We start from the raw sequence: 24,051 nt of genomic DNA, 5'->3' as shown, positions 1-24,051 counted from the left end.
CTGCGCGTGAGGCCGATGAGCCCCGTGCCAGCGCCGCGAAGCAGGTGCGCGGTGTCGTGCCTGGCCTCGATCCACTTCCAGGCGCTGATGAGCCGTACGCGCCGGGCCGGGCGTGTGGGAAGCAGGGTTCATGACAGGCGTCCCTGTCGCGATGGTGGCTTGACGGGGAGTCCGTTCGGCCGGCGAACAAGACGCCTCGCCTCAAGCGCGTCCCCTGACTTGGCCGCCCGTTCCGGGCAGCACCTTCATCATGGCCGCAGTGAGGGCTGCCGTGACCACCTTGATAATCGGAATGGAAGTGTCGGCCCTGCGTGATACCACTGCTCTGAGCGGAGTTCAAAGGAGACGGGTGGTCGGGGTTGTGGGGCGACAGGAAGAAGCGATCCGAGTTGCGGACGAGCTCTTGGCTGATATCGAGCTCAAGCGATTGAAGGCGTCCGAGGTCGTCCTGAAGGCGAGCAGACTCGCCCGGTTGGTCGGCCACACCGAGTTGACGGAGTTCCTCGGATTCGAGCGCAGTGGGTACCCGACCGACGGTTCTGCTAGGAAGTGGATCGAACGGGCGGGCCGGTGGGCCAACAAGGAGAAGACGAGCTTCCACTCCGGCTCGATCGCAAAGGTGGAGGCGCACGTCGGGTCTGCCCAGCAGGCTGTAGATGCCATGCGCGGCGGGGGCAACTATTCGGGCGACAACGTCCTCCTTGCCTCGCGCCGCCATGACGAACGGATCGTGGAAGCCTCAGGCATCTTCGGTACGTGGACAGGCATCTGCGGGCAAGTCGTCGCAACCGTCTACGACATCGTTTCAGAGATCTACCACGAGCTCCTGTTCAGCGAGATTCAGGCGAGCCTGTTCGCGGACACGCAGAAGAAGGTCGATGGGTCCCTGGCGGCGGCGAGCGGGAGCGCTCTCGACAAGATCGAGCGCGTATCTGATCGCCTCCGGGACGGGGACCCCGAGTCTGTCAGCCAAGCCCTCACCACCTGTCGCCGATTGATCGACTCCTGTGCGGACTATGTGTTTCCAGCTGCAGATGAGCCCTATGAGATCGGGGACGGGGTGACTCTGAAGGTCGGACCGCAGCAGGTGCTGAACCGCCTCCAAGCCCACACACACGCTTGCGGAGCTTCCAAGAGCCGCAGGGACCGGCTGCGCCGGACCCTGGCCGATCTCTACGAACGGTGCTCGGCCGGCACTCATGCTGAGGTCGCCCTTGGTGAGGCCCGCTTCATCTTCTTGCAGACCTACATTTCTCTCGGGGAGATCCTGACCTTGGGCGCTCCTGAGGCCAGCGAGGCCTGACGCACCGAAAGCACGCCCCTCTGGGCCGGGCCGCTCATCGGTCGATTGGGCCGTGCGATTACTGCGCTGGACTCCTCGCCGACCGGCCCTTCAGCAGCTTCCTGGCCCCGTTAGGCGCTGCACCCTCGAGCGCAGCGCCTCGAGAACGCTCCTCGAGGCCCAGTCTGACCGCGACGACGAACGGGCCCAGGACGAGGACGGGAGGTCGGCTGATCAGGCGCGTGCTCCGCTAGAACTCATGGGGGATGAAAAGGCCAAGCGTCGTGCGGAGCCGGCCGAGAACCCCAACGAGTACGACCCCAGGCACAACCCTGACGGTCACCACTTCGAGGAGTGCCCGGTGTGTGGGTACGAGACCTTCTGTGTCCAGGGCTTGGACATGTCGGGGCGGGTTGGCTTCGGGCAGTGCGTCATCTGCGCGTACAGGCGCAGTCCCCGGGGCTCTGACCAGGAGGGCTTCGGCGAGCACCTCGCATGGCTGATGGGAAATGACTGAAAACTGAACGCTCAGCTCGCCAAGTGTCGCGCTCACTCGCCGAGTGAAGCCCCGACCACAGCTACGCCGAAGCGCGATATCTGTCGCCAAGGACACCGGACGACCCGGAGGAATCCCCAGAGTGAAGCACGACGGTTGTTGCCGTCTGCTGGCGGTACCCGTCGCGGGTGTTGCGGAATGCCACAGCGGGCCCCGTACAGAGCCCGGTTATTTCGGAGGAGGCCCCGGAGGCCACCGACCTGATCCTGAAGCAGTTGGAGCACTTCGCCAACGAGTGGCCCACGAACGGCACTCAGGGCAACTGGGTCGGGGCGGGGGTCAAGAAGGACTGGTACGAGGCCCATCTCGTACCAGTCCTTCTTGGTTCTGGGCGCGGCTCTCGGACGGCGGAGCTGGTCATCGTCTGAACTCTTGCGGTTTCGTGGACGAGTCCACACCGTCAGAGGCGTACGGATTCGTCTACGAAGTCGAAACTTGGGGTTCTGTCATGGACCACCCGACCATGCGCGCGGCGGTCGTCGCCGCACTCGCCGACGTCGAATCACTCCACACCAAGCTGAACGGCCTGCTCGCCGACATCGACGGAACCGACGTCGTCGTCGACCTCGGACGCCAAGGGCTGTGGACGAAGGCGCAAGTCTCCCTGCTGTGGAGCAGGGCGAACCACCTCACCGGCGTCCGCGCGCTCTTCGAGGTAACCGCCGAACGGCCCGACCAGAAGATCACCTTCACGGAGCTCCTCCAGCGCTCCGGACTCCAGGAACGCCAGCAGAGAAACGAACACGCGGCCCTCAGCCGTATCTCCTCCCAGCTGTTCAAAGAGAAGCGCTGGCCCATCGACAACAGCCAGGGCGGTTCCGACAGCACGACAGGCAAAGCCGAGATGCTCTATTGGATGGACAGCCGCGTCGCCAAATGGTGGCGCGACATCGCCCAGTAGAGGTCCGGACAGGGGAGATCACTGGCGCCGACGCACTGGACCACGCGCTATGCCTCGGCGGATAGAGAGCGCTCAGTGGATGGGCGGTCACTACTCGCCGCGCAACCGGAGACGCGGGTGTCAACGTTCACGCCGCAGCGAAACCCGTACATTCGCATCGTCATCACGATCAAGGAACAGGCCCGACCCGTTCACGCTGGTGAGGTACGGAACTCGCACGCCTGCATCGAGAACCTTCGGCTCCCCTGTGCCAGTCGCCAGGTCCAGCTCCGCGACGACCGCCTCCGAGCTGCTGGCCGCCGACTTCCCCAGGACCGCCCCATAAGCCGTGCCGTCGTCGCGGATCGCGGCGAGCGCGATCGTCTTGCGGTCGCCGTCCCCCTCCAGGCAAGTGCCCTTGCCTCGCTTCAGATCAAAGACAACTGGTCCGGCTGCCAGGTAGCGGCCGTCCGGCGAAGTAATCACGGGGTAGTCGCGAGCTTCATTGGAGTCCGCGACGTGATGCGCACAGATCATGCTGGCCCGGAGCTTGCCCGTACGCACATCGTGCACCGACCACAGCGGGTCGTTCGGAGCGCCAAACTTGCCGCCCCTCGACCAGCCGACGAGGAGGTTGCCGTCGGCGACGCCGTACGCATCGCCATTCCAGGAACCGACAATGCCTGTCTTCGCTTCGAGGCCGTGCGGGCGCACGTCGTCGCTGAACCAGCGACCCGGGATGCCGAAGCCTCCGGTACCCATGCTGACCAGCGGGCCGTCCGGCGTGGCTGCCGTCACGCGGGTGCTGGAGCATGCCACCGTCGTTGCACACTGGGAAAGGAGCCCGTTCGGCTTCTGGTACGAGTCGACCTTTCCGGTCGCCACGTCCACCGCCGAGGCGGAGCGGGGAAAGGCCTCGCTCCCGCCCCAGGCAACGAGGACTCGCCCACCAGTCGATCCCACATGCACCTGGCCGGGGTCCGCCGAGACGGGGACATCGATCTCCCGCAGCGGCTTGACCGAGGTGCCCGAGCCGTCGGCGGCGTACACGGCGAGCCGCACTACCTCCGCCCCCTCGTGGAGAGAGTCCTTGCCCCGCATTCCGTGCGCGTACGCGAGCACGTACTCACGCCCGTCCTGCTCGACCGCCGTCACATCCGGGATTTCTCCCAACTCACCGGACTCCGCGTCCCCCTCCGCACCCTCGACCGGCGTGGGCGGGTTCCAGGGCGCGGAAATCCAGCGGGCCTTGCCGGTGTCGGCAGCCTTCGCCTCGACGGTGTAGCCGTTCGAGGCGACGTGCAGCATGGCGATCGCACCGGAGCGCGGTGCGGCCGTCACGGGAATCGTCCGCACTGCACCCGGAACCCAGTTCAAGGTTGCGTCCCAGCCTTTGGCGGGGTCGTAGGCCGACGGCACGTGCAGCTCAGCGAGCGGCTTCGCCTCATTGCTCGGCTGAGCGAACCCGTTCTTGTCCTGGTCGCGACTGTCACCGTTGCCGCCGCTACAGCCCGCCGCCAAAGCTGCCGCCAACAGGACCCCGCCTACCGACGTGGCCACACGCATGTCGCTCTCCCCCTTCGCCCCCATGGCAACCCTCACGGGCGCCCGTGATCAAGCGTTTGGCGACGCTACCAGGGCTGACTACACAATTATCGCGGGCGATCACTCTCTGCTCGCTACCAGCAGCACGTTCACCTGGTCTTCTGGCTGACTCCGTGGAGGCGGCGTCGGTGCGCCCGATCGAAAGGCACATGCAAATTGGCTGATAGGGGCCGCTGTGTGGCGGGGAGCCGACCTTGACCAGGTTCCGCGAGAGCTGATCCGCTTATGCGCGTTGAGGCGTCGGATTCGGGGGTTGCCTTCGTGACCAGATCTACAGTGGGAGGGCTGTGCCGCGCCAGAGGCGGCCAGCCAAACCGGGACCATCCCTGCTCCGGCAGGACGACCCACGCATGAGACTCCGGCGGGGGATCACGGTCGCCGTCGTGGCCGCCGGCGGAGCCGTGACGACGATGCTAGTCGGGCTCGTCACGAACGCGGTGTCCGAGTCGGAGTGGCCCGGGTGGCTGGGGTGGTTGCAGCGCCATGCCTGGTTCTCGTTCGCTGTGCTGGGCGCGGCCATGGTCGGGCTGGCCGTGCTGCTTGCGGCGCTGTCGGAGTCAGGGACGCCGGAACGCCCCGCTGATCCGACGCCCCGGCCGGGGGGAGGGGCGGAGCCTCCGGGTGCTGCCCTCGTGCTGAGGTCTCTGCCACGCGATACCACCGCGTTCACCGATCGGTCCGCCGAGCTGGAGGCGTTGGTGCGGTCCGTACGTAACTCGCAGGAGAGGGGCGAGGCGTTGCCTGTGCATGTGATCGACGGAATGCCGGGGGTAGGGAAGACGACGTTCGCCGTGCACGCGGGGCATGTGCTGGCGGAGCGGTTTCCGGACGGTCAGCTCTTCGTGAACCTCAACGGGCACACCACGGGAAGACCCCCCGTACAGGCCACCGAAGCGCTGGCCTCCTTGCTGGCGGCGACCGGAGTGCCGGCGCAGCGCATCCCCGTCGGCGATGACCTTGGCGCGGTCACCGAGGCACGGGCGGCCATGTGGCGGAGCCAGCTCGCGGACAAGAAGGCGCTGCTCATCCTCGACAACGCGGCCAGCTATCGGCAGCTGGAGCCGCTGCTCCCCGGCGGGAGCGGCTGTCTTGTGCTGGTGACCAGCCGGAGGCGGCTGGCTGCGTACGAAGAGGTGGTCCTGCCGGTGGGGGCGCTGCCGCCGGAGCATGCGATCGACCTCTTCGTGCGACTCAGTGGACGGCCGGCGGCCTCACTCGATCGTGTCGTCTTGGAGCAGTTGGTGGCGCTGTGCGGGTATCTGCCACTCGGGGTGTCGCTGCTCGCCGCGCGGCTGCGCCATCACCCCTCGTGGGGTGCCGAGGATCTGCGTACGCGGCTGGCCGCGACCCGTGACCGGTTGGGAGAGCTCCGGGCTGGGGAACGTGGGGTCGCCGCAACATTCAGCCTGTCCTACCAGGACCTCGCACCTGAGCGGCAGCATTTTTTCCGGTGTCTCGGCCTCTACCCTGGCACCGACCTCGACGTCTTCTCCGGGGCCGCGCTCGGCTCGGTTTCAGTGGCGGTGGCCCGTGAGCAACTCGACGTGCTCTACGACGCCCATCTGATCGACGAGCACCCAGGAAGTCGCTTCCGGCTTCACGATCTCCTACGCGACTATGCCCGCAGTCTCGCCGACGAGGGAGGCGATATGGAAGCCGTTCAGGCCGTTCAGCGCGTGTGCACCTACTACCTGGCCGCCCTGGCTGTCGCGAACCGCCACATCGGCCGCAGTGGCGCGGCCTCTCCGCCACCTCGGGGTGGCGCCGCCCAGGTCGAGACCCCTCCCGTCGAGTCGCGTACGGCGGCCTTGCGCTGGCTGGAGGACGAGCGGTCCAACGTGTTGGCCTGCATCCGGAGGGCGAATGACCTCGCGCTGCATGAGCTGGTGATCCGCATGGCTGCGGCGATGGCGCCCTTCTTGCGTCAGGCCGGCCCCTGGGACCAGGCCGTTGGCCTCCACCGGACAGCCGCCGAGGCCGCTCGGCACACCGGCAACCGGCGGGCGCTGGCAGACGCGCTGGCCGAGCTCGGAGTCGTACGGCGTTTCATGGCGTCCTACCCCGAGGCCATCGAGGCACTGAACGAGGCGGTGGCCGAGTACGAGGCGGTCGGCGAGAAGCGAGGTAAGGCAGACGCTCTGAACCAGGTGGGCATCGTCCGGTACATGATTGCGGACAACGATGCCTCCGCACGGGCCCAGGTCGATGCCCTCGAGCTCTACCGCGAGCTCGGCGACCGCCTCGGCCAGGCGAACGCACTCGCGGACCTCGGCATGGTGCGCCGGCAGACCAGCCGGTTCGACGCGGCGGTGGAGGCGCAGACCGAAGCGCTGTCGATCTACCGTGAGTTGGGCGACCGGTACGGGGAGGCCAACTCCCTGCGGGACCTCGGCATCGTGCACTGTCTCTTGGGCGACTACCAGCTGGCCGCACAGCACCATCATGAGGCGTTCGACATCTATCGGGAGCTCAACGACCGGGTCCACCAGGCATACGCCCTCAACGAACTCGGAGTCGTACGGCGTCTGACCGGCGATCTACCTGGAGCGCGGGAGGCACACAGCCGGGCGCTGGAGTACTTCACTGAGCTTGGCGAACGGTTCGGCCGCGCGAACAGCATCCGCCACCTCGGGGTACTGGACCGCATGGACGGGAACGTCACTGGGGCTGTCCAGCTGTTGAATGACGCGCTGGGCTCGTATCGCGATCTCGGCAGCCGTGGTGGGGAAGCCGCCTCGCTGGGCGAGCTGGGTGTGGCACGGGGGGACGCCGGGGAGCGGGACGGTGCCGTCGAGTCGTTCCGGCGGAGTCTGGAGATCCTGCGGGAGCTCGGCGACCGGTGCGGTGAGGCGGAGGTCCTGAACCACTGGGGGACGCTACTGCGGTCCTGCGGTGACTGGGCCCCCGCACGCGCACTCTTCGAGCAGGCACTGGGGCTGGCCCGGGACATCCGCTGCCCGCTGGAGAAGGCACGGGCTCTGGAGGGGATCGGCCGTGGCGACTGGACGGCCGGAGAGCGGGCGCGGGCCGAGGAATCTCTGCGTGCAGCACTCGATGAGTACCGGCGGTTGGGCGTGGGCGGGGCGGCAGATGCCCTGGAACGGCTGCTTGCGCCGCCGCGGGCCGGGTGAGCCGGGCACGTGGCCGGATTCGGTATGCCGACGATGGTGCCGGTGCTGCTACGTTGCGTGCTGGTCTGCTGGCTCAATTGCCTTTGTAGTGCATCGAGGAGCGTCGAATGCCGTCACGCACGCCCGTTCCCTCGTCGCACGGTTCGGCGCCCGCCGGGGCGTGCGACGCCCACGGTTCGGTCGTCCTGGATCGTGTTGCCGTCCGCGTACGGCAGCGGCTGGCGGCCGAGCAGTCCACGTCGAACCGTACTGGCGAGGGTGGCCACCAGGCTTCGCTGATCTGGACCTGGCCTCTGTGAGCCTTACCCCTCGATGACGCCTCGCGAGGACATCGCCCCCTTTCGGTCGTTCATTCTCAAGGTCGCCAACCGCTGCAACATCGACTGCGACTACTGCTACGTCTTCAACTCCGCGGACCAGGCGTGGCGGCATCTGCCCGCCCGGATGAGTGTGGCCGTGGCCCAAGCCGCGGGGCGGCGGATCGGTGAGCACGCGGCGGCACACGGTCTGCGGGAGGTACACGTAGTACTGCACGGCGGTGAGCCTTTGCTCACCGGCCCCCGGCACATGGCGGACCTGCTCGGCGCCGTACGGGGAGGTGTGCCGGCAGGTGTGGTTGTCCGTTTCGAACTGCAGACCAATGGGACCCTTCTCACCCATCCGTGGCTGGACCTCTTCGAGCAGTGCGAGGTCGTCGTGGGCGTCAGTCTCGACGGGCCGCCTGCTGCAAATGACCGGCATCGGCTGACTCACACCTCGCGGTCGAGCGCCGCCTCGGCCGTCCGCGGAGTCGAGCTGCTGCGGTCCCGGCCGCACCTGTTCGCAGGGCTACTCGCCGTCGTCGACCTGGCCAACGATCCGGTCGAGGTCCACGACTACCTGGCATCTTTCGAGCCGCCTGCGATCGACTTCGGTCTGCCGCACGGGACTCATGACGAGCCGCCGCATCGCAACGACCCACGTGTACCCGAGTACGGGTTGTGGATGAGCCGCGTCTACGACGCCTGGCTCACCCGACCGGAGCATCAGCACAGCGTGCGGATGCTGGAGGACATCGTGGCGCTGAGCTCCGGCGTACGTGGCTCGGTTGAGTCCCTCGGCCTGGCCCCGCCGACGAGCATCGTGGTCGAGTCGGACGGCACGATCGAGGGCGTGGACACCCTGCGGTCCGTCGAGGATGGCGCCTCCTGGTTGGGGCTCGACGTCTTCAGACAGTCCTTCGACGAGGTCCTTCACCATCCGAAGCTCCTGCACCGGCAAGGCGGGAAGACCGTGCTCGCCGGACAGTGCCAGAGCTGTCCTCTGGTGGAGATATGCGGCGGGGGCTACCTGCCGCACCGCTTCAGTACCGAACACGGCTACCGGAATCCCTCCGTCTACTGCGCGGATCTGGAGTACCTCATCCGGCATGTTCAGGGCTCCCTGCGCCAGTACGGCTGGGCCCCACACGCGGCGGCGCCCCCGTAGTCACAAGCCGTGATGTCACACCACGATCATGTGTTGGAACGAGCAAGTGAAGCGAAGAGCGACAGGAGATCTCGATGACCGTGACGATCCGCCCGGCCGACAGGAGCGACATCGAGGCCCTGGCCGAACTGATCGAGGAAATCGAGCGGTTCTACGGATCGACCGAGATCCAGCCCCTCGAAGAGCGACGCTCCCAGGTGGAGGAGGCGCTCTTCGGCTCCCCGCCGCTGGCATGCGCGCTCTTGGTCGAGGACGAGGTTGGCGCTCTCGTCGGGCTCGCCGCCTACTCGTTCCTCTGGCCGGCGGCAGGCTCCTCCCACTCCCTGTTCCTGAAAGAGCTCTATGTCCGTGACACCCTCCGCCGCCAGGGCGTCGGCGCCCGCCTCATGGGCGAGCTCCGTTCCCTGGCCGCCGCACGCCCCGGATGCAGCCGGGTCGAGTGGATGACGGACCGCGACAACCCCGGCGCGCGAGACTTCTACAAGTCATTGGGGTTCACGGAGTTCGACGGGAAGGTCGTCTACCGTGTGGAGACTGGTACGACGTGAGGGCGGGGCAGGGCTGTGTCGGAAGTGCGTTGCGATCGCTGTGACTTCGTCATCGGTCTGGGCTGTGCGTGCCCGCCCGACGGATCCACGCCGAAGGCGCACGCTGCGACCTCGCCCCGGCTGGAGTGGCGGCGCTTCGCTGGGGACACGATTCTGATCTCCCCGACGCGGTACGCACACCTTCCCGGAGCCTGCACCCACCTGACCGAAGATCTCGTGACCGCGCCGCGCTGGGGCTGGATCCCCTCCCCTCCGGCCGGACTCTGGGACCGGTTGAGCAACAGCCACCCAGCGACCGCTACAGAGGGCAACACCGCGAGGCAAGCAGTACGGCGGTGCGAGGAGTGCCAGTCAACGCTGGCGTGACACAAGCTGCCGTGGACGCAGGTGCGAGTAGACACCTTGAGTTTGCCAGGCGGGCAGCCGCAGGGAGGCTCCTATCAGGCGTTCCCGCCCACGCATTTCCGTCGGCGGGGCCGACGCTGACATGGAGCGCATCACCGCGGCCGCCGAGCGCGAGGGCCAGGAGCCGGCCGAGTGGCTACGCCAGGTCGTACAGGACCGGCTGGACGCCGTGCCCTTGAGGAAGCGCTTGTCGGCGCGCACTTCACCGTCGCCACTCGCGCGGCCGCCCGCGGCTGACCGGTCGCGACTCGGTCCTGCTTCTGCTCCAGAACCGCCACAACGCCTTGCGCGGGCACTCCCGGCTCCGAAGCTTCACCTGTGCACGACACCATCGCGACCATCACAGGTCACGCCAACACCCTCCTGCAGGTCCTGGCCGCCTTCCTGGTCGTCCTCATGACGAATGGGCTGACCAACCGCTCCCGCGACCGGCAGGACCGCGCCACGGACCGGGCGGCACTGCAGGTCAAAGTGGACACCTTCATCACCGCCGCAATCGCAGTCCGCGCCGCCGCCAACGTCAGCGACCACATCTGGGAAGGCCCCAAGGAGAAGTGGCGTGCGACCGGCATCGTCATGCTCGGAGCCTTCGGCGGCTGGGCCAGCGCGGAAGCACACGGGCGCACCGACAACTGGCGCTACGCGGCTGGCCTCCGTGACGCGGCACAACTCATAAGCCGTGAGGTCCACGCCCGCAAGATTGCTCTTGCCAGCCTGCAGGCATCAACCGTCCAGCTCGGGGCGGCCGCAACCCCGCTGATGCGCCACCAGAACGAGCGCTTGGTTGAAGCTGTTGAAGCAGTCATGAGCGCAGCCAGCGCCATCGATGACACGGCCCGCTACGAACGCGCGATGGCCACCTTCGGGCAGGCCGCCCGCGCCGCGCTGCAGCCGCCGCCGTCGTTCTGGGCGCGTCTGGTTCCCTGGGGGTCCGGATCGAGCCGCTGATACCGGCCCATGCGGTCCGCGGGCGGCGATGGGCCACGTTGGCCCGCTTATCCGCCCCACCCTCGGCTATCGCCGTGATGTGGTCGACCTGCGGCGCACGCGGGTCACGCGGATCGGCCTCGCGCGGCACAGGCGTCAAGCAATGCCCGCACTCCCAATGGTCCCGCTCACCGATCTCCTCCCGCGTGTGCGTCTCCCGCTCCACGGCAGCCAGCCGCGCCCGGCGCCGCCGATCCTGCCCCCGCCTCAGCATGCGCCGCAGCGCCCGGCGCTCCTGCTCGCCCAACTCACACAAGTGAAACCGGATCACCGCATTTCGGGCCTGCAGCTCCTCGCCGTCCACCGTCCCCGCCTCCACCGCGGCCACGTACGCGCCCACATCCCGGAATGCGCCGACCTGATCCGCAGTCAGACCCAGCGCCCGCCGCAAGCGCAGGCCGGTACTCCTCACCCTCCGCACGGGCATGTGCGGCCTCGACATAAGCGCGACAAAATACAAGGTACTGAGGGGCCGTCAGGAAGCCCGCGGCAGGGAAGGATTCAAGCTTTGACTATTAGTGAAGGTAACGACCCGCACGGCGTGCCGGCCCCGCGCTCCGAAACCGAGCCGCCCTCCGCTTCACCCGCGGCCCAAGAGGTTAACTTCCCCCCGGTACAAAACGGTGTCGACTATCTTCAAAGCGTCGCCGACCACCTGCGTACGGATCAGCCAAGCCCTCGGGACCTGAAGTACGCCGTCCTGCACCTCCAGGCCGCCTCGGAGGTACTGCTCAAAGCCCGGCTCCAAGAGGAACACTGGAGTCTCGTCTTCAAGGACCCCGGGCTGGCCAGCCGCAAGAGGTTCGATGCCGGCGACTTCGACAGCTGCACGACGAGCGGGGCCATCGCCCGATTGAGGGACATAGCCGACGTATCCGTAAGTGACAAATCGGCCAAGAGCCTGGCCATCCTGTCGAAGTGGCGCAACGCTCTGCAGCACTACGGGCTAAAGGCCAACGCCCGCGCCATCGAGAGCCGGGCGGCCCAAGTCCTCGACTTCCTCATCGCGTTCGTGCACCAAGAACTCATCCTCACCTTGGAGGAAGAGCAGCAGGAAGCGATCGACGCCGAGCTGGAAGCCGTCAGCGCCAAGGTCCTCTCGATGAAGTCCGTCATCCAAGCCCGCCTCAATCGGCTCGCCGAGGAACTGAAGGACGTCCAGGACCTCACCCTGAAGTGTCCGGAGTGTGATCAGTGGGCGGTCGTCATCGGGACAGCAGACGTAGCGGAGTGTCACTTCTGCCACGCAACCTGGTGGGGTCCCCAGGAAGTCCTTTCGTACGTCTTCCATCACGAGGGAAGCGTCGACCTTGTCATGTGCCCTGAGTGCGGCCATGACGGCCTGGCCCGCAACGGCGTGCTCGTAGCTGCTGCACCAGAGGAGTACCGAATCTTCTGCGGCTGCTGCGGGCACCACTTTGACGCCATCGACATCTGCGCCTCATGCAGCGCTCCGTACGAACCCACGGAAGACGACCTCGGCATGTGCAGCGACTGCGTCGACGCTCGGTATGCCAAGTTCTGACCCGGATGGAGAGGGTGGAGTCGTGACGACTACAGCGACCGACCCGGACGACATCGTTTACGACGCCGAGATCATCGACGACCGCGAACGGCTCCTGCTCGCGGCCGCAGCTGGCGCCCCGGCCACCTACCGCCTCACCCGTCACACGATCCTTGCCGAAGGCGAGATGCCGCCGCACGCCAACCTGGAACCGCCCTTCACCACAAAGGACTTCAAAGTCCCGGACCGCGTGAAGAAGCGGATCACCGAGCGCGGCGCCCGCAACACCCGGGTCAACTGTGACTCAACGCGCACGCGCTTCGAGCAGTGGTGCGTGAAGGAGGGCCGGATCGCCCAGCCCACCACCACGACGGGATGCCACGTACTTCGGCTATCTCATGGAGACGGGGAAGCCGGACGACAGCAAGTACAGCCCGGACAGCCTGCTCGCCTACTGCTCACGGATCGCGAAGGGGGAACGGCCGGACGCCTCCCTCGTCCGCGAGACGATCGAGGACTACCGGCTGGAGGAATACATCCCGGCCTGCGGCATCCGCCCGGCCGCACAGCGCCCGCACCTCGACGCCTACCAGTACGTCATCGCTCAGCGCGGCCACGCCCCGTCCCCCCGCGTGCGCAGCGCACGCAACTGGTCCGCCGCGTCCACCCGGTCCCCATCGCGTAGGGCGGGACGGGGACCGGCGCCCGCTACGAACTCACCGAACAGGCCTCCTCCCTCGCCCAGATGGTCCCCACACGCGTGCTCGATGAAGCCTTCACCACCGCCGCGCCCAGTGGGCCAGCCGGGAGGCACACCGCAACGGGACCACCGCGCCCGACTGGATCAACGTCACCAACTTCCACAGCCACGGGGTCGACCTCGGCTCCGATGACGGCTTCACCGCGCCCACCCGCCGCAAGGGTGCCGACCTCGTCATGATCCGGGACGACGGCAGCATGGCGGTCTACCATCAAAAGCTACCGGGATCGGCCGCCCGCGCCTCCTGACCACGGAGTCGGGGCGCACGCCCACCGGCCCGGCGCGCCCACCACCAGAGCGGATGGGCGCCGAACGGCGAGGCGTCCTCCGCCAGCTCGGCGGGCGCGCGGTCCGGTTCCGTCAGTTGCGGGCGGCCTGGATCTCGCCGGCGTCAATCAGCGCTCGGCGCAGCTGCTCCGTCTCGGCCGGGCACTCAGCCGCGGGCAGGGCACGGCGGCATCGAGCAGAGGCCGGGCGTGCCGGCAGACGTCGGCGCCGTGCACGGGGCCGAAGGGCGGGGCGGGTGGGCAGGTGCGTGGCCAGGAGCAGGGCATCGGGGCTGCGGGGGTGGCCGACGGCGCGTTCGGCGACCTGGCCTTGTTGTCCTTGCCGCGTGAGATCGAGGCGAGGATCCAAAAGCCTACGCGCATGCGGGAATTCAACTCTATGATCACTTCGCCTCGGCCTCTGCTGCGGCCACATCCGCCTCCGAGACAGGCCAAAGACGATGACGAGTACCGCGCTCAAAACTCAACGGGTCCTTGCCCGCTCTGCGCAGGCCGCGGTAGCTGCGGCTGCCGTGGTGGACGTGTTCCGCGCGGTGGCGGTCCGGGATCACTACCTGCATCACACGGGCGATTCCTTGCACAGGTCGGGCTTCATGTCCACGGTCTTCCTCAATCTGATGACTCTCGCGATCGTGCTGTTCCTCGTGTGGCTTGCCCGTTCCCGGCGCAAGGCGCAGGAACTGACCCCCCGGGCCTCAGTCCCGAGTCGGGGCTGGACGATTGGTGCGTGGTTCATACCGGTGGTCAATCTCTTTGTCCCCCGTCGGCTCGTCCTCGACATCGGGCGCGCGAGTTCCCTGTCGTGGGAGGAGGAGCGAGACACGGCACTGGTGAATTTGTGGTGGGTCGCCTGGGTCGCGCACGCGCTGGTGCTCGTGGTGGCGGGCCGGGTAGCCCAGGGGTCCATGGCCTTCCTCGTAGTGGCGGAGGCACTCATGATCGCTGCGGCCGTGCTGATAGGGCTGGTCATCGAGCGCATCACGGTGCTGCAGAGCGTGGCGTTCGGTGCCGCCGTTCCCGTCGCGCCTCAGACCCAGACCTGAGTCAGGTCGGGCAGGGCCGGTCGTCCTGTGCCGGGTCCGCCCCGCAACCAACGACGATGACGTCGCCTTTAAAATTGCGCTGGCGAGGTGATCAAGTCAGGAACGAACGTGTTCGCGGTTGAGTTCGTGGTAGCCGCGAAAGTCGAAGAAGCGCAGGCCGTCGATCACTGTTCCTGACACGACGTGCTGGAGCTGGTGGGTTCGCGCATGATCTCGCCGTGGATATCGGCTGGTCTGATCGTGCCAACGATCTGTGTGACCAGGGATTCGTCGGCGTAACAGGCTGAGAGCCAGCCATCCTGGTCCTGAAGTACCGGGGCCCAGGCGGTGGGCGACGTGTGGGGCACCGCGCGGAAGAAGCCGATGCGCAGGAACTCGTGCCTGGGCACGGTCTCAGCGGGCTTCTTCCATGGGTCCGTGTCCAGGGATCCGCCGGACGTCACGGCGTCGATGAGCTGTCGCAGGAGTGGTTCGTGGTCGCTCACGATTTGCTTTCCAGTAGATCGGCCAGGGCTGCGCGCATGGGCAGCCGGCCGGCCGGTGGGCCGACGGCTCCCACACCGCCGACGCTGCCTACAGCCTCGCCAGGGCGCCGGGCCACGGGGCCCGCTCGCCGCGGTACAACAGGCGCGCCGAGCAAGGCCCGACGGAGTTAGATCAGGATTGTGACGGCCTCCGCCTGCGTCAGCGGGCGGGGCGAATCATCACAGTGAGGACCGGTGACGCGGGTGACGGCTGGCTCTGGCCCAAGTCTTGGTAGCCCCAGGACCGGTAGAGCTTGTGGACCTTTCCGTCGCCGGCCGCCGGGTTCACCATCAGCGTCGCGTATGGCTCGTCTCGCGTGGCGAGGAAGGCGTCATGCATACGCCGCGCGGTCCCGGTCCCCCGCCAAGCGTCTCGTACGCCGATCTCTTTCAGGGCCACGGTGGGATGCTGGGTATATTCCTGGGTCGGTTCCGGTGTCGTGCGCTGCCAGTACCGATCACCGTGCTCGATGCGATTGCCGTAGGCGTATCCGACAGGTTGCTCGTCCGCGTACGCAAGGACGAGCGTGAACCCTGGCTCGGCACCGTGTCGGTCCAGCCGCTCGCCGAATGCGGTGACCGCGTAGTTCGGCATGTGGAGCAGCGGGGCGCGCACTTCGGCGTATACGTCGACCACGTCGCCGCGGACGGGGCCGAGCTCTGTGAACGTGCGGAGCTCGATCGTGGATGCTGCCGGGGTCATGTGTTGGCCTTCCAAGTGTCGCGGGCGTGCTCGGTCCAGCTCTGCGCGACGGAGCTGCGCGGGGCCCGCGCACGTAGCGCAGCGCCGAATTCTTGCAGCATGCGGGAGACACGGGCGTGCTGGGTAGCCGCGTCGGAAGGCACTTTCATGGCCGTATCCGCAGCAGCCTCGAAGTCGCCTTGGGCGAGTTGGGCATGCGCGAGACGCGTGGTGGTGATGGCGTGTGACCGGCGCATGTGAGGCCGCAGGGCGGCCAGGCAGCGGTGGGCGTGGAACTCGGCGGTCGGGTAGTCCCCGAGTGTGAGGAAGGCGGAGAGGGCGAGGGAGTCCAGTTCCGCCTGGTCGTAGAAGGCAAGCAACCACACCGGCCGGAACCCGTCTGGGTCCATGCGTTGCAAAGCGTCCTGCGCCTGGTCGAGCGCGCGGTGTGTGCCCGCCCGGTCCTGCGCGGCTCCGTGGATGGCTGCCTGCCGGGCCAGGCCGAGAGACGCGAACATGGGGTCCCGGCGCGTGATGTGCAGGTTGCGTGCGACATCGTTCGCGGCGAAGGCCTCCCCCGGACGGCCGACGTGCCGGTACATGGCCCCCGCATGGCTCCAGATGCGGAACTTGATGGCCTGGTCTCCGGACATCTCGGCGAGGGCCTGGGCTTCGCGCATGTGTGCCTTCGCGTCACCGTAGCGGCGGCCGTCGATCGCTGCCCACATCGCGGAAGAGCGGAACGATGCAGCGCATCCGTACAAGCTACTGCGCACGCGTTGAGTGGCGCTGCCGGCGTTCTGAAGGTTCAGCGCCTCGTCGGCGAGGGCGGCGGCGCGCTCCTCGATGCCGAGTTGACCGCCGTAGCGGTGGTCACTCGCGATGACCTCGGCGAAGCGCTGTTGTAGGCGGCCGACGTCGCTCATGCCAATACGACGGGTTCCTGTGCTGCCGGGGGCGGCGGCTGCTGTTGCGGCGACAGCGAAACCGCCGATGAGATTGCGACGCTTCATATCGGGGTCCTCCTGCGGTGCGGCTGGGGTGGATGAAGCCCGGCCCCGTGGCACGAACCCTAAGTCGGTGGCGGATATGCCGCTGAGAGTCTCAAGTGCCCTCCGGGTAGCGGTTTTAGGCCATCGGACCCGTCCCGCCTTCCAGTCTCGGACCGAAGAGCCGTCCAGTCCGCCAGTCCGTCCGGTGAGCTCCTCAAGGGCCTTGTTCACCGCATCAGCCAAGCTGTTGGAGCTGTAGCCGTGCTCCCGCATCCACGCTTCAAGAGCCGCATTGCGCGTGGCAGTCATGCGCGCACCGTAGCGGCTTGGTGCCCATCTGTCAGGTAAAACATTGGGCAAATCGCCCTAGGCCGTCCCGTCGGATCGGCGTCTATCGCCCTAACCAGGCTGCTGCACACGGCAGTTATCTGGTTACTGGCCAGCCGATCCGTTAGCGGCAGCATTCGCTACCTCGCTGAGAGTGCAGATCCGACCACGAAGGACGTGATGACGACGACAGCCGTACGAACGCCCCGCGCGGTGCTGCGCCGCGATGGGGAGGTGATGAGGGAGCGGATCGAAATCGTCCCCCGTAACGGTGCCGATCCGCCCCGGTCCCAGGACGCGACCCGGGTAGGAGCCTTGCGCCGGATTGCAGCGGCCAAGCTCAGATATTGCGGCCTGGACCTGCTCATTGACGAAGTGCTGCTCATCGTCTCGGAACTGCTGACGAACGCAGTCCTGCACAGTGGCACCCGCCAGATAGATCTGAGCCTTTGTCTCGAGCACGGCGTCCTGCACATTGCTGTCACCGACGGTATGCCGGGCAACGCCCCGCGCAAGGACGTTGACGGCAACGCTGAGTCGGGGCGTGGTCTCGCTCTGGTTGATGCCTTGGTCCAGGAGAACGGCGGCAGGTGGGGAACCAGCGGCGACGGTTCGGAGACATGGTGCAGCCTCGTCGTACCGCCGGAGCAGCCGCGACCGTGACACCTGCCTCGTCGCGCTGGCCGGCCTCGTCGTGGGTGGCAGCCCACCCCGCTGCCGGTCCCAAGGGCGTCGGCTCCGCAGCGTCCCGGTGTGCCTGTCGAACCGATCTCGGTAGCCCTTTCCCGCTTGCTCAGAACCCGACTATTGAGGATCTTCAATGTCGTCCCGTCGCATCTCTCATCGCCGCAGGCGAGGCCAGCGTTCCGAGGAAGACCGCTCCCTGCTCGGCGAGGTCGGCAGTGTGCTGATCTTGCCACTGGTGAGCGTGGTCGTCCTGCTCAGCGTGACCCTGCTGGCCGCGTATGTGTACCGATTAGGCCCCGCGCAGCTCGTCATCGCGGTGGCCGGCAGTGTGCTCGGGGCGGCGCTGGTCGGCCTCGTCCGCGTACGGGCGGTGGCCGCGGTTCTCCAGGGCTGGCGCGAGGCGGAGTTTCAGCGGGTCGCGGAGGCGGTGGGCGCTGCTGAGGCGACGATGATCTGGACGGCGGATCAGCTGTGTCAGGGGGTGCGGCCGCCGCTGCCGCTGGAGCCTGCGTCGGCCGGCGAGGGTGCGGTGGGCAAGGTTGTCGATCTGGTCGGCCAGTTGCATGTGCAGGGCGCGGGTGCGTTGTTGCGGGTGCATGACGAGTCGCAGGCGGCATTGCTGGTGGACATGCATCGCAGTCTGACCCGGCGCCAGCACACGTTGATTGACCAGATGCTGGAGTACTTGACGGGGTTGCAGAGGTCGACCGACGACCCTGTGCTGCTGAACTGGAGTTACGGGACCGATCATTTGGCGACGCGGCTGCGGCGGATGGTGGAGAGCGTGTCCGTGGTCCTGGGCGGTGCTTCTCTGCGGGAGACGCGACAGCCGGTGCAGGTGGCGAAGGTGCTGCTGGGTGCGAAGTCGGAGGTGGTGAAGTACCCGCGGGTGCAGTTGGTCAACGGTGAGGTCGGGACGGTGTTCGCGCTGCCTGCCCAGGTGCATCCGGATGTGGCGCATCTGCTGGCCGAGTTGATCGACAACGGGCTGGATCATTCTGATCCGGCGACCCCCGTGATGGTGCGGGCGCAGAAGGTGGCGGCGGGTCTGTTGATCGAGGTCGAGGACCGGGCGGTGCTGCCGATGGATGCCGGGAAGAGGGCGATGCTGAATCATCTCCTGGCGCATCCCCGGCAGGCTGATGTGGCGGGGATGGTCCGTGCGGGGTGCTTCGGGCTGATCACCACGGCGAAGATCGCCGCCCGGCATGGTCTGCAGGTCGAGTTGGTGGTGAACGCGATGGGTGGGACCACCGCTCACGTGGTCATCCCTGAGCGGTATCTCGTGCCGATCGAGCCGGCTTTCGGCACCGTCACGCTCCCCGCCGCGACGCCGGCCGCCGTGGCCGGGCCCTCCCCCGCCGGTGTCGGGCGGCAGCAGGCGGCACGGTCCGCGCCGGGCCCGGACGGCCGCGGTCCGCAGCAGCCGGTGTTGTCCGGCGGTGACGGCCGACTGCCGAGGCGTCAGCGGGTGGCCCGGCCCATGCCGGACGCAAGCATTACCCCTGCGGCACCGGCCCGGGCGGCGAACCCTCAGGCCGCAGCCGACTGGCGCACTGGCCTGAGCACCGGACTCACAGCAGGACCGGCCCCGGGCGCCGCCCCGGCCACCGATTCCTGACCTCCACTCCCCTCTCTTTCTCGCTCTTGTTTGGAGTGATTTCGCCATGGCTCACATGCACGACACAGGTTCCGCCGTGTCCGCCGACGCGGTCCGCGGGCAGATCTCGCGGCTGCTCGAAGAGTTCGTGAAGGACACCCCCGGCGCCACGGATGCCCTGCTCGCCTCGCGGGACGGCCTCCCCCAGGTGTTCTGCTCACACATGGAGATCGGCTGGGTGGACCAGCTGGCCGCCGCGTTCTCCGGGATGGCCGCGCTGGCCAAGGGCGTGGCCGGGCCGATGGGCGCGCAGTTGCCTGCACGGCAGGTGCTGATCGAACGCGACGACGCCCTGTTCCTCCTCACGGACGCCGGTACCGGGCACGCCTTCAACAAGAGCGGGGGGACGGTGCCCACGGTGCTGGTGGTGCTGGCCCGCACCGACGCCAACATCGGCACGATCGCCTACAGCGTGGGCCGGCTGATCCAGAACTTCGCCCCGTTCATGACGACCCCCGTGCGCGCCCGCCACGGCCAGGACGGTGGTGGCGAGTGAACTCCAGTACCCACCCCGGGCCGTTAGCAGCGGTGCAAGCGGACGAGACGGCGACAGTCGTGCGCCTGCACGCGGTCACCAACGGCCGCACCCGCCCCCGCCACCCCTTAAGCCTGCACACCGTTCTGGGCCCCGGCCGGCGCGCGCCGCGCCCTGGCCTGCCCGCGGAGAGTGTGCGGATCGTTCAGCTGTGCCGGCAGAGGCGGCGGCCGCTCGCCGAGCTGGCCGGGATGGCCGGCCTGCACGTCGCTGCGGCCCGGGTGCTGGCCTCGGACCTGATCGACGCAGGCGTGCTCACGGTCCCGGTGCCGGACGTGCCGTCCGGTCAGGGCCCCGACGTGCAGATGCTGCATGCGGTCGCGGCTGCGCTGCGGCTCAAGTTCCCCGACGCTGCCGCGAAAGCCGGGTGACCCGCATGCCGGTACACCCGCAGGGCCCGGAGCGTGCGGTGGTGAAGCTGGTGGTCTCCGGAGGGTTCGGCGTCGGCAAGACCACCGCCATCGCCGCCATCAGCGACATCCCGCCGCTGCGGACCGAGGAGCGCCTGACCGCGCAGAGCGAGCCCGTCGACAGCCTGGACGGTGTTGAGGCCAAGACGACGACCACGGTCGCCTTCGACTTCGGCCGCGTCGGCTGGGACCTGCCCGACCCCGTCGAGCTGTACCTGTTCGGCACGCCGGGGCAGCCGCGGTTCTGGAGTTTCTGGCATCACCTCGCCGAGGGGGCCTTCGGCGCCGTCGTCCTGGCCGACACCCGCAGACTCGCCGGCAGCTTCCCCGCAGCCGACTTCTTCGAACAGCTCGGCCTGCCCTTCGTCATCGCCGTCAACCGGTTCCCCGAGGCTGCCCCGCGCAGCCTGGGCGAGATCCGCGAGGCCTTCGACCTCGACGACGACGTGCCGGTGCTGTTCTGCGACGCCCGCGAACCCGACTCCGTGGCCGGCGTTCTGCTCGCCTTGGTCCAGCACGTGCTGGACACCGCACCCGCCGCCCCTACCGCCCTCCTGGACGCATGATGACCTTCCACCCCGGCCACCCCACCACCCCCACCCCACCCGCGCCCGCACCGGCTTCCGCACCCGCGTGGCGGGCCGTCGAGCGCAGGCTGGAGGTGTTCACCGCCGACCCGCGCACCGAACTCACCGACATGGCCACCCGCCTGGCCCGCCTGCGGGAACTCGACATCCACCTGCACGACCACGAGGACCTCGACGCGCTCGCCGACACCATGAGCGAACGTGCAGGATTCCGCTACGCAATGGTGAACGCCTTCGGCGAGGAACAGACCTTCATCGGCCTGCGCAACCCCCCGCGTGAGGCGGGCTACGCCCTCGTCGGCCGCACCATGAGCCGCGGCCACGGCTACTGCCCCGAAGTCGTCCAGCGCAGACTCGGCCTGCCGCTGCCGAACGTCGCCGCCTCCCCCCGCTACGCCAGCAACCATGTCTGCGACGCCATCGGCATCCAGAGCTACTTCGGCGAGCCCGTCATCGACGCCGCCACCGGCCTGGTCCTCGCCACCGTCTGCGTCATCGACACCGAACCGCGCACCCTCGACGACGCCCGCCGTCTCCAGGCCATCGTCAAGGACGGCGCCCGCGCGGCCGCCGACCTCCTCCACATCCCCACCCCCCTGCCCTGACCCCGCCCCGCGGCCGGTCTCCCACACCGGCCGCCGGCTTCAACCGTCACCGTCACCGCCGCTGCCGTGGCCGCAGCTGCCGCCCAGCAAGGAAGGAAAGGGGGAACCACTCGTGCCTGTGCCCCGCACGCCCGCCACCCTCGACAGGTTTCTCACACCCGCCCACCAGGCGTTATGGGCGGACGCCGACGCCTTCGCCCAAGAGGAGGTCCTTGCCTTGGTGGAGCGCGTGGAGAGCGCGCCCAGCCGCGTCGACCGGAAGATCGCCCGGCTCATGGCCGGCCGCCGCTGGTTCGGCGTCACCGTCCCCGCCGCGTTCGGCGGCATGCAGGCCGGACACGTCGCCAAGACGATCCTGATCCACCGCCTCGCCCGCGTCTCCGGCACGGCCGCCGCGATCCTCCAGGCAGGCCTGATTCCGGTCGCCGCCCTGCTCCACTACGGCAGCGACGAGCAGCGCACCGCGCTGCTTCCCGGTGTCGCCGACGGGAGCGTGCTGATGTCGATCGCGGTGACCGAGCCGGACCAGGGCGGCCACATCGGCGGCATGACCACCAGCGCCGAGTGGGACGGCAAGGCCTGGGTGCTGTCCGGGACCAAGGCCCACGTCGGCAACAGCCACATCGCCGGCCTGCACGTCGTCGTCGCCCGCACCGCCCCGCCCGGCACCCGCACCTCCCAGGCCCTCACCGCGTTCCTCGTCCGAACCGAACAGCGAGGCGTGCACGTCCACCGCCACACCAGCAAGCTCGGCCTGCACGGCTTCAGCTTCGGACTGATCAGCTTCGACCGCGTCCGCATCCCGCCGCGGAACGTCATGGGTGAGGTGGGGCAGGGCTTCGACGTCGCGCAGTCCAGCAGCGTCCTGTACGGAAGACCCAACCTGGCCGCCGTCAGCCTCGGCCTGCACGAAGCGGCCGTCGCCCTCACCACCCGGTTCCTCAGCCACCGCCCCCGCTACAAAGGGGCAGTCGCCGACCTCGGCGTGGTCCGTGACCGGCTCGGCCGCATGTCCGCCCGCGCAATCATGGCCCGGATCCTGGCCTACCACGCCGTCGACATGCTCGACCGCGGCCAGCCCTGCGACATGGAACTCATCGCCGCCAAAGCCATCGGCCACGAACTCGCAGCCGAAGCCGGCCGGGACGCCATGGAACTGCACGGCGCAACCGCCCTCACCGAGGACTACCCCCTCGAGCGGGTCTGGCGCGACATGCAGACCACCTACGCCCCCGCCGGAACCGGAGAAGTCCAGCGCATCCGCCTCGCCCAGAACCTCCTCCACCAACACGGCCACCCAGGCGAAGAAACCGACCACACGCAGTGGTCCACCCGCCTCGCCCACCTCACCCGGCACGCCCGAGCAGACCCGGCGACCGCCCTGTAAAGCCCCCGCGCACGGCACCCCCGTACATCCACATTGCCGTGCGCGGGCCCCCAACCCCGCCGCAGACCAACCGTCCAGGCCAGGCCTGCGGCGGGGCTCACACCCCCACGCCCCTGTCCGTCCACCCCCTCCTCAGAGGAACGCATGAACATCACCGTCCACCATGACGCAGGCCGCAGATTCGACGACCTGGCGCAGCGCGTTGAGGCCGTCGCCGCCGAAACCGCCCCGCTCGTCGAAGCGGTGACGGGACTGGCCCTGCCCGACACGGTGGTCATCCGGACCATGCCCCCACGCGCATGGCTAAAGGCGCACCAGCGCCGCAGCGCACGGCTGCTGCGGGCCGAAGCCCGCGAGCTGCGCGCTCCTCGAAGGCGCAGGCGCCAGGCGAAGGTTCAGCACTACACCCAGTGCAACGGCCGGCACCGGATCTGGCCCCTGATCGGCGCCCAGGTCGTCGACTTCCGCCTTGGCCGGTTCGAGCTCGTGATCCTGCCCCAGTCCATGCGCGAAGCCGGCCGGCTCAACGACCAGGCTGTGCTCACCAAGGTCATCTGCCACGAGCTGACCCACGTCGCCCAGCACGCCGCGGACAACGGTGCGATGTGGCGGTTGCAGGACAGCTACTACCCGGAGCTGCGGGGCATAGCCGACCGCGACTACGGCTTCCTCGTGGAAGGGCACGCCTACTGGGCCGACCGGCAGATCACGACGAAGCTCCTCGGCGCCCCGGTGTCACTGAAGGAGATCAGCCCGCACGCCACTCACCGCTACAAAGACCTGGCAGACACTCCCCAACGCGCCGAAATGCTGGAGTACTTCACCAGGGCCGTCGACAGCGTGGAAGAGATCGTCACCACGCACGGCCTCGATGCCTTCAACAAGGTCTGGCACCGTCCCGACCTCGTTCCGACCCGCGATGAGGCCAGCACACCCATCGGCTGGATACGCCGATTCAGATGACGGAACCTGCCCTCCCCTGACGTCCCGCCTCAGGCACCCCCATGCCGAGCAGCGCGGGACACCCGCCCGGCGCGGGGACGACGACTCGACGCGACCTCCCTCTGTGAGCGCGCCGCAGCCGCCCCCGCGCCGGGTGGCCACCACCGACAGATATCCGCGACACAGAAAGGACCACAACGGTGCGGCTCGACCATCCCGCCTTCCTCCTTCCTGGCGCAGCACCCCAGCCCCCTCGTT

Annotated in this window: 22 protein-coding genes; 18 read left to right on the top strand and 4 right to left on the bottom strand. The window is 68.2% G+C overall.

Going from position 1 to position 24,051, the window contains the following annotated elements:
* The first annotated feature begins 250 nt into the window (after positions 1–250).
* The 3 genes from OHU34_RS46075 (at position 251) to OHU34_RS46065 (ending at position 2,739) form a co-directional block, all read left to right on the top strand.
* Positions 251–1,303 (top strand): hypothetical protein, encoded by a 1,053-nt coding sequence (locus tag OHU34_RS46075; RefSeq protein ID WP_405772798.1) that lies wholly within the window; start codon positions 251–253, stop codon positions 1,301–1,303.
* Positions 1,304–1,966: 663 nt separating this feature from the next.
* Complete coding sequence (locus tag OHU34_RS46070; RefSeq protein WP_405772796.1) at positions 1,967–2,206, top strand: hypothetical protein; 240 nt, start codon at positions 1,967–1,969, stop codon at positions 2,204–2,206.
* 80 nt (positions 2,207–2,286) lie between these two features.
* Positions 2,287–2,739 (top strand): hypothetical protein, encoded by a 453-nt coding sequence (locus tag OHU34_RS46065; RefSeq protein ID WP_331733885.1) that lies wholly within the window; start codon positions 2,287–2,289, stop codon positions 2,737–2,739.
* Positions 2,740–2,859: 120 nt separating this feature from the next.
* On the opposite strand, the gene OHU34_RS46060 is transcribed toward OHU34_RS46065, so the two are convergent.
* A complete protein-coding gene (locus tag OHU34_RS46060; RefSeq protein ID WP_405772794.1) occupies positions 2,860–4,284 on the bottom strand; it encodes a hypothetical protein in 1,425 nt (474 codons plus the stop codon).
* Between the two features lie 389 nt (positions 4,285–4,673).
* Between OHU34_RS46060 and haaT the strand changes: the two genes are divergently transcribed.
* The 7 genes from haaT to OHU34_RS46025 all read left to right on the top strand — a co-directional run bounded on the left by haaT (position 4,674) and on the right by OHU34_RS46025 (position 14,455).
* Positions 4,674–7,454, top strand: a complete 2,781-nt coding sequence (haaT, locus tag OHU34_RS46055; protein ID WP_331733879.1) for a cyclophane-containing RiPP biosynthesis TPR protein HaaT — start codon at positions 4,674–4,676, stop codon at positions 7,452–7,454.
* A gap of 107 nt (positions 7,455–7,561) precedes the next feature.
* Positions 7,562–7,753, top strand: coding sequence for a HaaA family cyclophane-containing RiPP peptide (gene haaA, locus OHU34_RS46050; RefSeq protein ID WP_331733876.1), 192 nt, complete (start codon positions 7,562–7,564; stop codon positions 7,751–7,753).
* A 13-nt stretch (positions 7,754–7,766) separates the two neighbouring features.
* Positions 7,767–8,921, top strand: coding sequence for an FxsB family cyclophane-forming radical SAM/SPASM peptide maturase (locus OHU34_RS46045; RefSeq protein ID WP_331733873.1), 1,155 nt, complete (start codon positions 7,767–7,769; stop codon positions 8,919–8,921).
* A 74-nt stretch (positions 8,922–8,995) separates the two neighbouring features.
* Positions 8,996–9,469, top strand: a complete 474-nt coding sequence (gene haaN / locus OHU34_RS46040) for a cyclophane-containing RiPP N-acetyltransferase HaaN (RefSeq protein WP_331733872.1) — start codon at positions 8,996–8,998, stop codon at positions 9,467–9,469.
* 723 nt (positions 9,470–10,192) lie between these two features.
* On the top strand, positions 10,193–10,822 hold the full coding sequence (locus tag OHU34_RS46035) for a hypothetical protein (protein WP_331733870.1): 630 nt from the start codon (positions 10,193–10,195) through the stop codon (positions 10,820–10,822).
* Between the two features lie 547 nt (positions 10,823–11,369).
* A complete protein-coding gene (locus tag OHU34_RS46030) occupies positions 11,370–12,386 on the top strand; it encodes a hypothetical protein (RefSeq protein WP_331733867.1) in 1,017 nt (338 codons plus the stop codon).
* Between the two features lie 1,466 nt (positions 12,387–13,852).
* Entirely contained in the window at positions 13,853–14,455 is a 603-nt protein-coding gene (locus tag OHU34_RS46025; RefSeq protein ID WP_331733860.1) for a DUF4328 domain-containing protein, read from the top strand.
* Between the two features lie 164 nt (positions 14,456–14,619).
* Here the strand turns inward: OHU34_RS46025 and OHU34_RS46020 are convergent, their stop codons facing one another.
* From OHU34_RS46020 to OHU34_RS46010, 3 genes are all read right to left on the bottom strand, one after another.
* Entirely contained in the window at positions 14,620–14,940 is a 321-nt protein-coding gene (locus tag OHU34_RS46020) for a hypothetical protein (protein WP_331733858.1), read from the bottom strand.
* A 199-nt stretch (positions 14,941–15,139) separates the two neighbouring features.
* A complete protein-coding gene (locus OHU34_RS46015; protein ID WP_331733855.1) occupies positions 15,140–15,682 on the bottom strand; it encodes a GNAT family N-acetyltransferase in 543 nt (180 codons plus the stop codon).
* Positions 15,679–16,962, bottom strand: coding sequence for an XRE family transcriptional regulator (locus OHU34_RS46010; protein WP_331733853.1), 1,284 nt, complete (start codon positions 16,960–16,962; stop codon positions 15,679–15,681). The genes OHU34_RS46015 and OHU34_RS46010 overlap by 4 nt, the downstream gene beginning before the upstream one ends.
* A gap of 198 nt (positions 16,963–17,160) precedes the next feature.
* Here OHU34_RS46010 and OHU34_RS46005 point away from each other — a divergent pair, with 198 nt between their 5' ends.
* The 8 genes from OHU34_RS46005 to OHU34_RS45970 all read left to right on the top strand — a co-directional run bounded on the left by OHU34_RS46005 (position 17,161) and on the right by OHU34_RS45970 (position 23,814).
* A complete protein-coding gene (locus OHU34_RS46005) occupies positions 17,161–17,643 on the top strand; it encodes an ATP-binding protein (protein WP_331734027.1) in 483 nt (160 codons plus the stop codon).
* Between the two features lie 157 nt (positions 17,644–17,800).
* Complete coding sequence (locus OHU34_RS46000) at positions 17,801–19,288, top strand: ATP-binding protein (protein WP_331733850.1); 1,488 nt, start codon at positions 17,801–17,803, stop codon at positions 19,286–19,288.
* A 55-nt stretch (positions 19,289–19,343) separates the two neighbouring features.
* The gene (locus OHU34_RS45995) at positions 19,344–19,823 is read left to right on the top strand and encodes a roadblock/LC7 domain-containing protein (RefSeq protein WP_405772789.1); all 480 of its coding nucleotides are present in this window, start codon (positions 19,344–19,346) and stop codon (positions 19,821–19,823) included.
* The gene (locus OHU34_RS45990; RefSeq protein ID WP_331733846.1) at positions 19,820–20,233 is read left to right on the top strand and encodes a DUF742 domain-containing protein; all 414 of its coding nucleotides are present in this window, start codon (positions 19,820–19,822) and stop codon (positions 20,231–20,233) included. Before OHU34_RS45995 ends, OHU34_RS45990 begins: the two co-directional genes overlap by 4 nt.
* Positions 20,234–20,238: 5 nt before the next feature.
* Entirely contained in the window at positions 20,239–20,838 is a 600-nt protein-coding gene (locus tag OHU34_RS45985; RefSeq protein WP_331733844.1) for an ATP/GTP-binding protein, read from the top strand.
* The gene (locus OHU34_RS45980) at positions 20,835–21,464 is read left to right on the top strand and encodes a GAF domain-containing protein (RefSeq protein WP_235034784.1); all 630 of its coding nucleotides are present in this window, start codon (positions 20,835–20,837) and stop codon (positions 21,462–21,464) included. Before OHU34_RS45985 ends, OHU34_RS45980 begins: the two co-directional genes overlap by 4 nt.
* Positions 21,465–21,582: 118 nt before the next feature.
* Complete coding sequence (locus tag OHU34_RS45975; RefSeq protein WP_405772832.1) at positions 21,583–22,851, top strand: acyl-CoA dehydrogenase family protein; 1,269 nt, start codon at positions 21,583–21,585, stop codon at positions 22,849–22,851.
* Positions 22,852–22,995: 144 nt separating this feature from the next.
* Positions 22,996–23,814 (top strand): zinc-dependent metalloprotease, encoded by an 819-nt coding sequence (locus tag OHU34_RS45970; RefSeq protein WP_142270243.1) that lies wholly within the window; start codon positions 22,996–22,998, stop codon positions 23,812–23,814.
* Positions 23,815–24,051: the final 237 nt, after the last annotated feature.

Origin of the sequence: Streptomyces sp. NBC_00080, assembly GCF_045041255.1 — a bacterium.
Classification (GTDB): domain Bacteria; phylum Actinomycetota; class Actinomycetes; order Streptomycetales; family Streptomycetaceae; genus Streptomyces; species Streptomyces coriariae.
Note: the sequence above shows the minus strand (reverse complement) of the source record. Positions and strands in the feature narration are given on the sequence as shown.

What these genes read in the sequence shown, in the direction of transcription:
- OHU34_RS46060 (WP_405772794.1), bottom strand. Translation starts at nt 4,284, where the DNA reads ATGCGTGTGGCCACGTCGGTAGGCGGGGTCCTGTTGGCGGCAGCTTTG.
- OHU34_RS46000 (WP_331733850.1), top strand. Translation starts at nt 17,801, where the DNA reads ATGTCGTCCCGTCGCATCTCTCATCGCCGCAGGCGAGGCCAGCGTTCC.
- OHU34_RS46045 (WP_331733873.1), top strand. Translation starts at nt 7,767, where the DNA reads ATGACGCCTCGCGAGGACATCGCCCCCTTTCGGTCGTTCATTCTCAAG.
- haaT (WP_331733879.1), top strand. Translation starts at nt 4,674, where the DNA reads ATGAGACTCCGGCGGGGGATCACGGTCGCCGTCGTGGCCGCCGGCGGA.
- OHU34_RS46005 (WP_331734027.1), top strand. Translation starts at nt 17,161, where the DNA reads ATGACGACGACAGCCGTACGAACGCCCCGCGCGGTGCTGCGCCGCGAT.
- haaA (WP_331733876.1), top strand. Translation starts at nt 7,562, where the DNA reads ATGCCGTCACGCACGCCCGTTCCCTCGTCGCACGGTTCGGCGCCCGCC.
- OHU34_RS46010 (WP_331733853.1), bottom strand. Translation starts at nt 16,962, where the DNA reads ATGACTGCCACGCGCAATGCGGCTCTTGAAGCGTGGATGCGGGAGCAC.
- OHU34_RS46075 (WP_405772798.1), top strand. Translation starts at nt 251, where the DNA reads ATGGCCGCAGTGAGGGCTGCCGTGACCACCTTGATAATCGGAATGGAA.
- OHU34_RS46065 (WP_331733885.1), top strand. Translation starts at nt 2,287, where the DNA reads ATGGACCACCCGACCATGCGCGCGGCGGTCGTCGCCGCACTCGCCGAC.
- OHU34_RS45970 (WP_142270243.1), top strand. Translation starts at nt 22,996, where the DNA reads ATGAACATCACCGTCCACCATGACGCAGGCCGCAGATTCGACGACCTG.
- OHU34_RS46015 (WP_331733855.1), bottom strand. Translation starts at nt 15,682, where the DNA reads ATGACCCCGGCAGCATCCACGATCGAGCTCCGCACGTTCACAGAGCTC.
- OHU34_RS45980 (WP_235034784.1), top strand. Translation starts at nt 20,835, where the DNA reads ATGATGACCTTCCACCCCGGCCACCCCACCACCCCCACCCCACCCGCG.
- OHU34_RS45985 (WP_331733844.1), top strand. Translation starts at nt 20,239, where the DNA reads ATGCCGGTACACCCGCAGGGCCCGGAGCGTGCGGTGGTGAAGCTGGTG.
- haaN (WP_331733872.1), top strand. Translation starts at nt 8,996, where the DNA reads ATGACCGTGACGATCCGCCCGGCCGACAGGAGCGACATCGAGGCCCTG.
- OHU34_RS45995 (WP_405772789.1), top strand. Translation starts at nt 19,344, where the DNA reads ATGCACGACACAGGTTCCGCCGTGTCCGCCGACGCGGTCCGCGGGCAG.
- OHU34_RS46025 (WP_331733860.1), top strand. Translation starts at nt 13,853, where the DNA reads ATGACGAGTACCGCGCTCAAAACTCAACGGGTCCTTGCCCGCTCTGCG.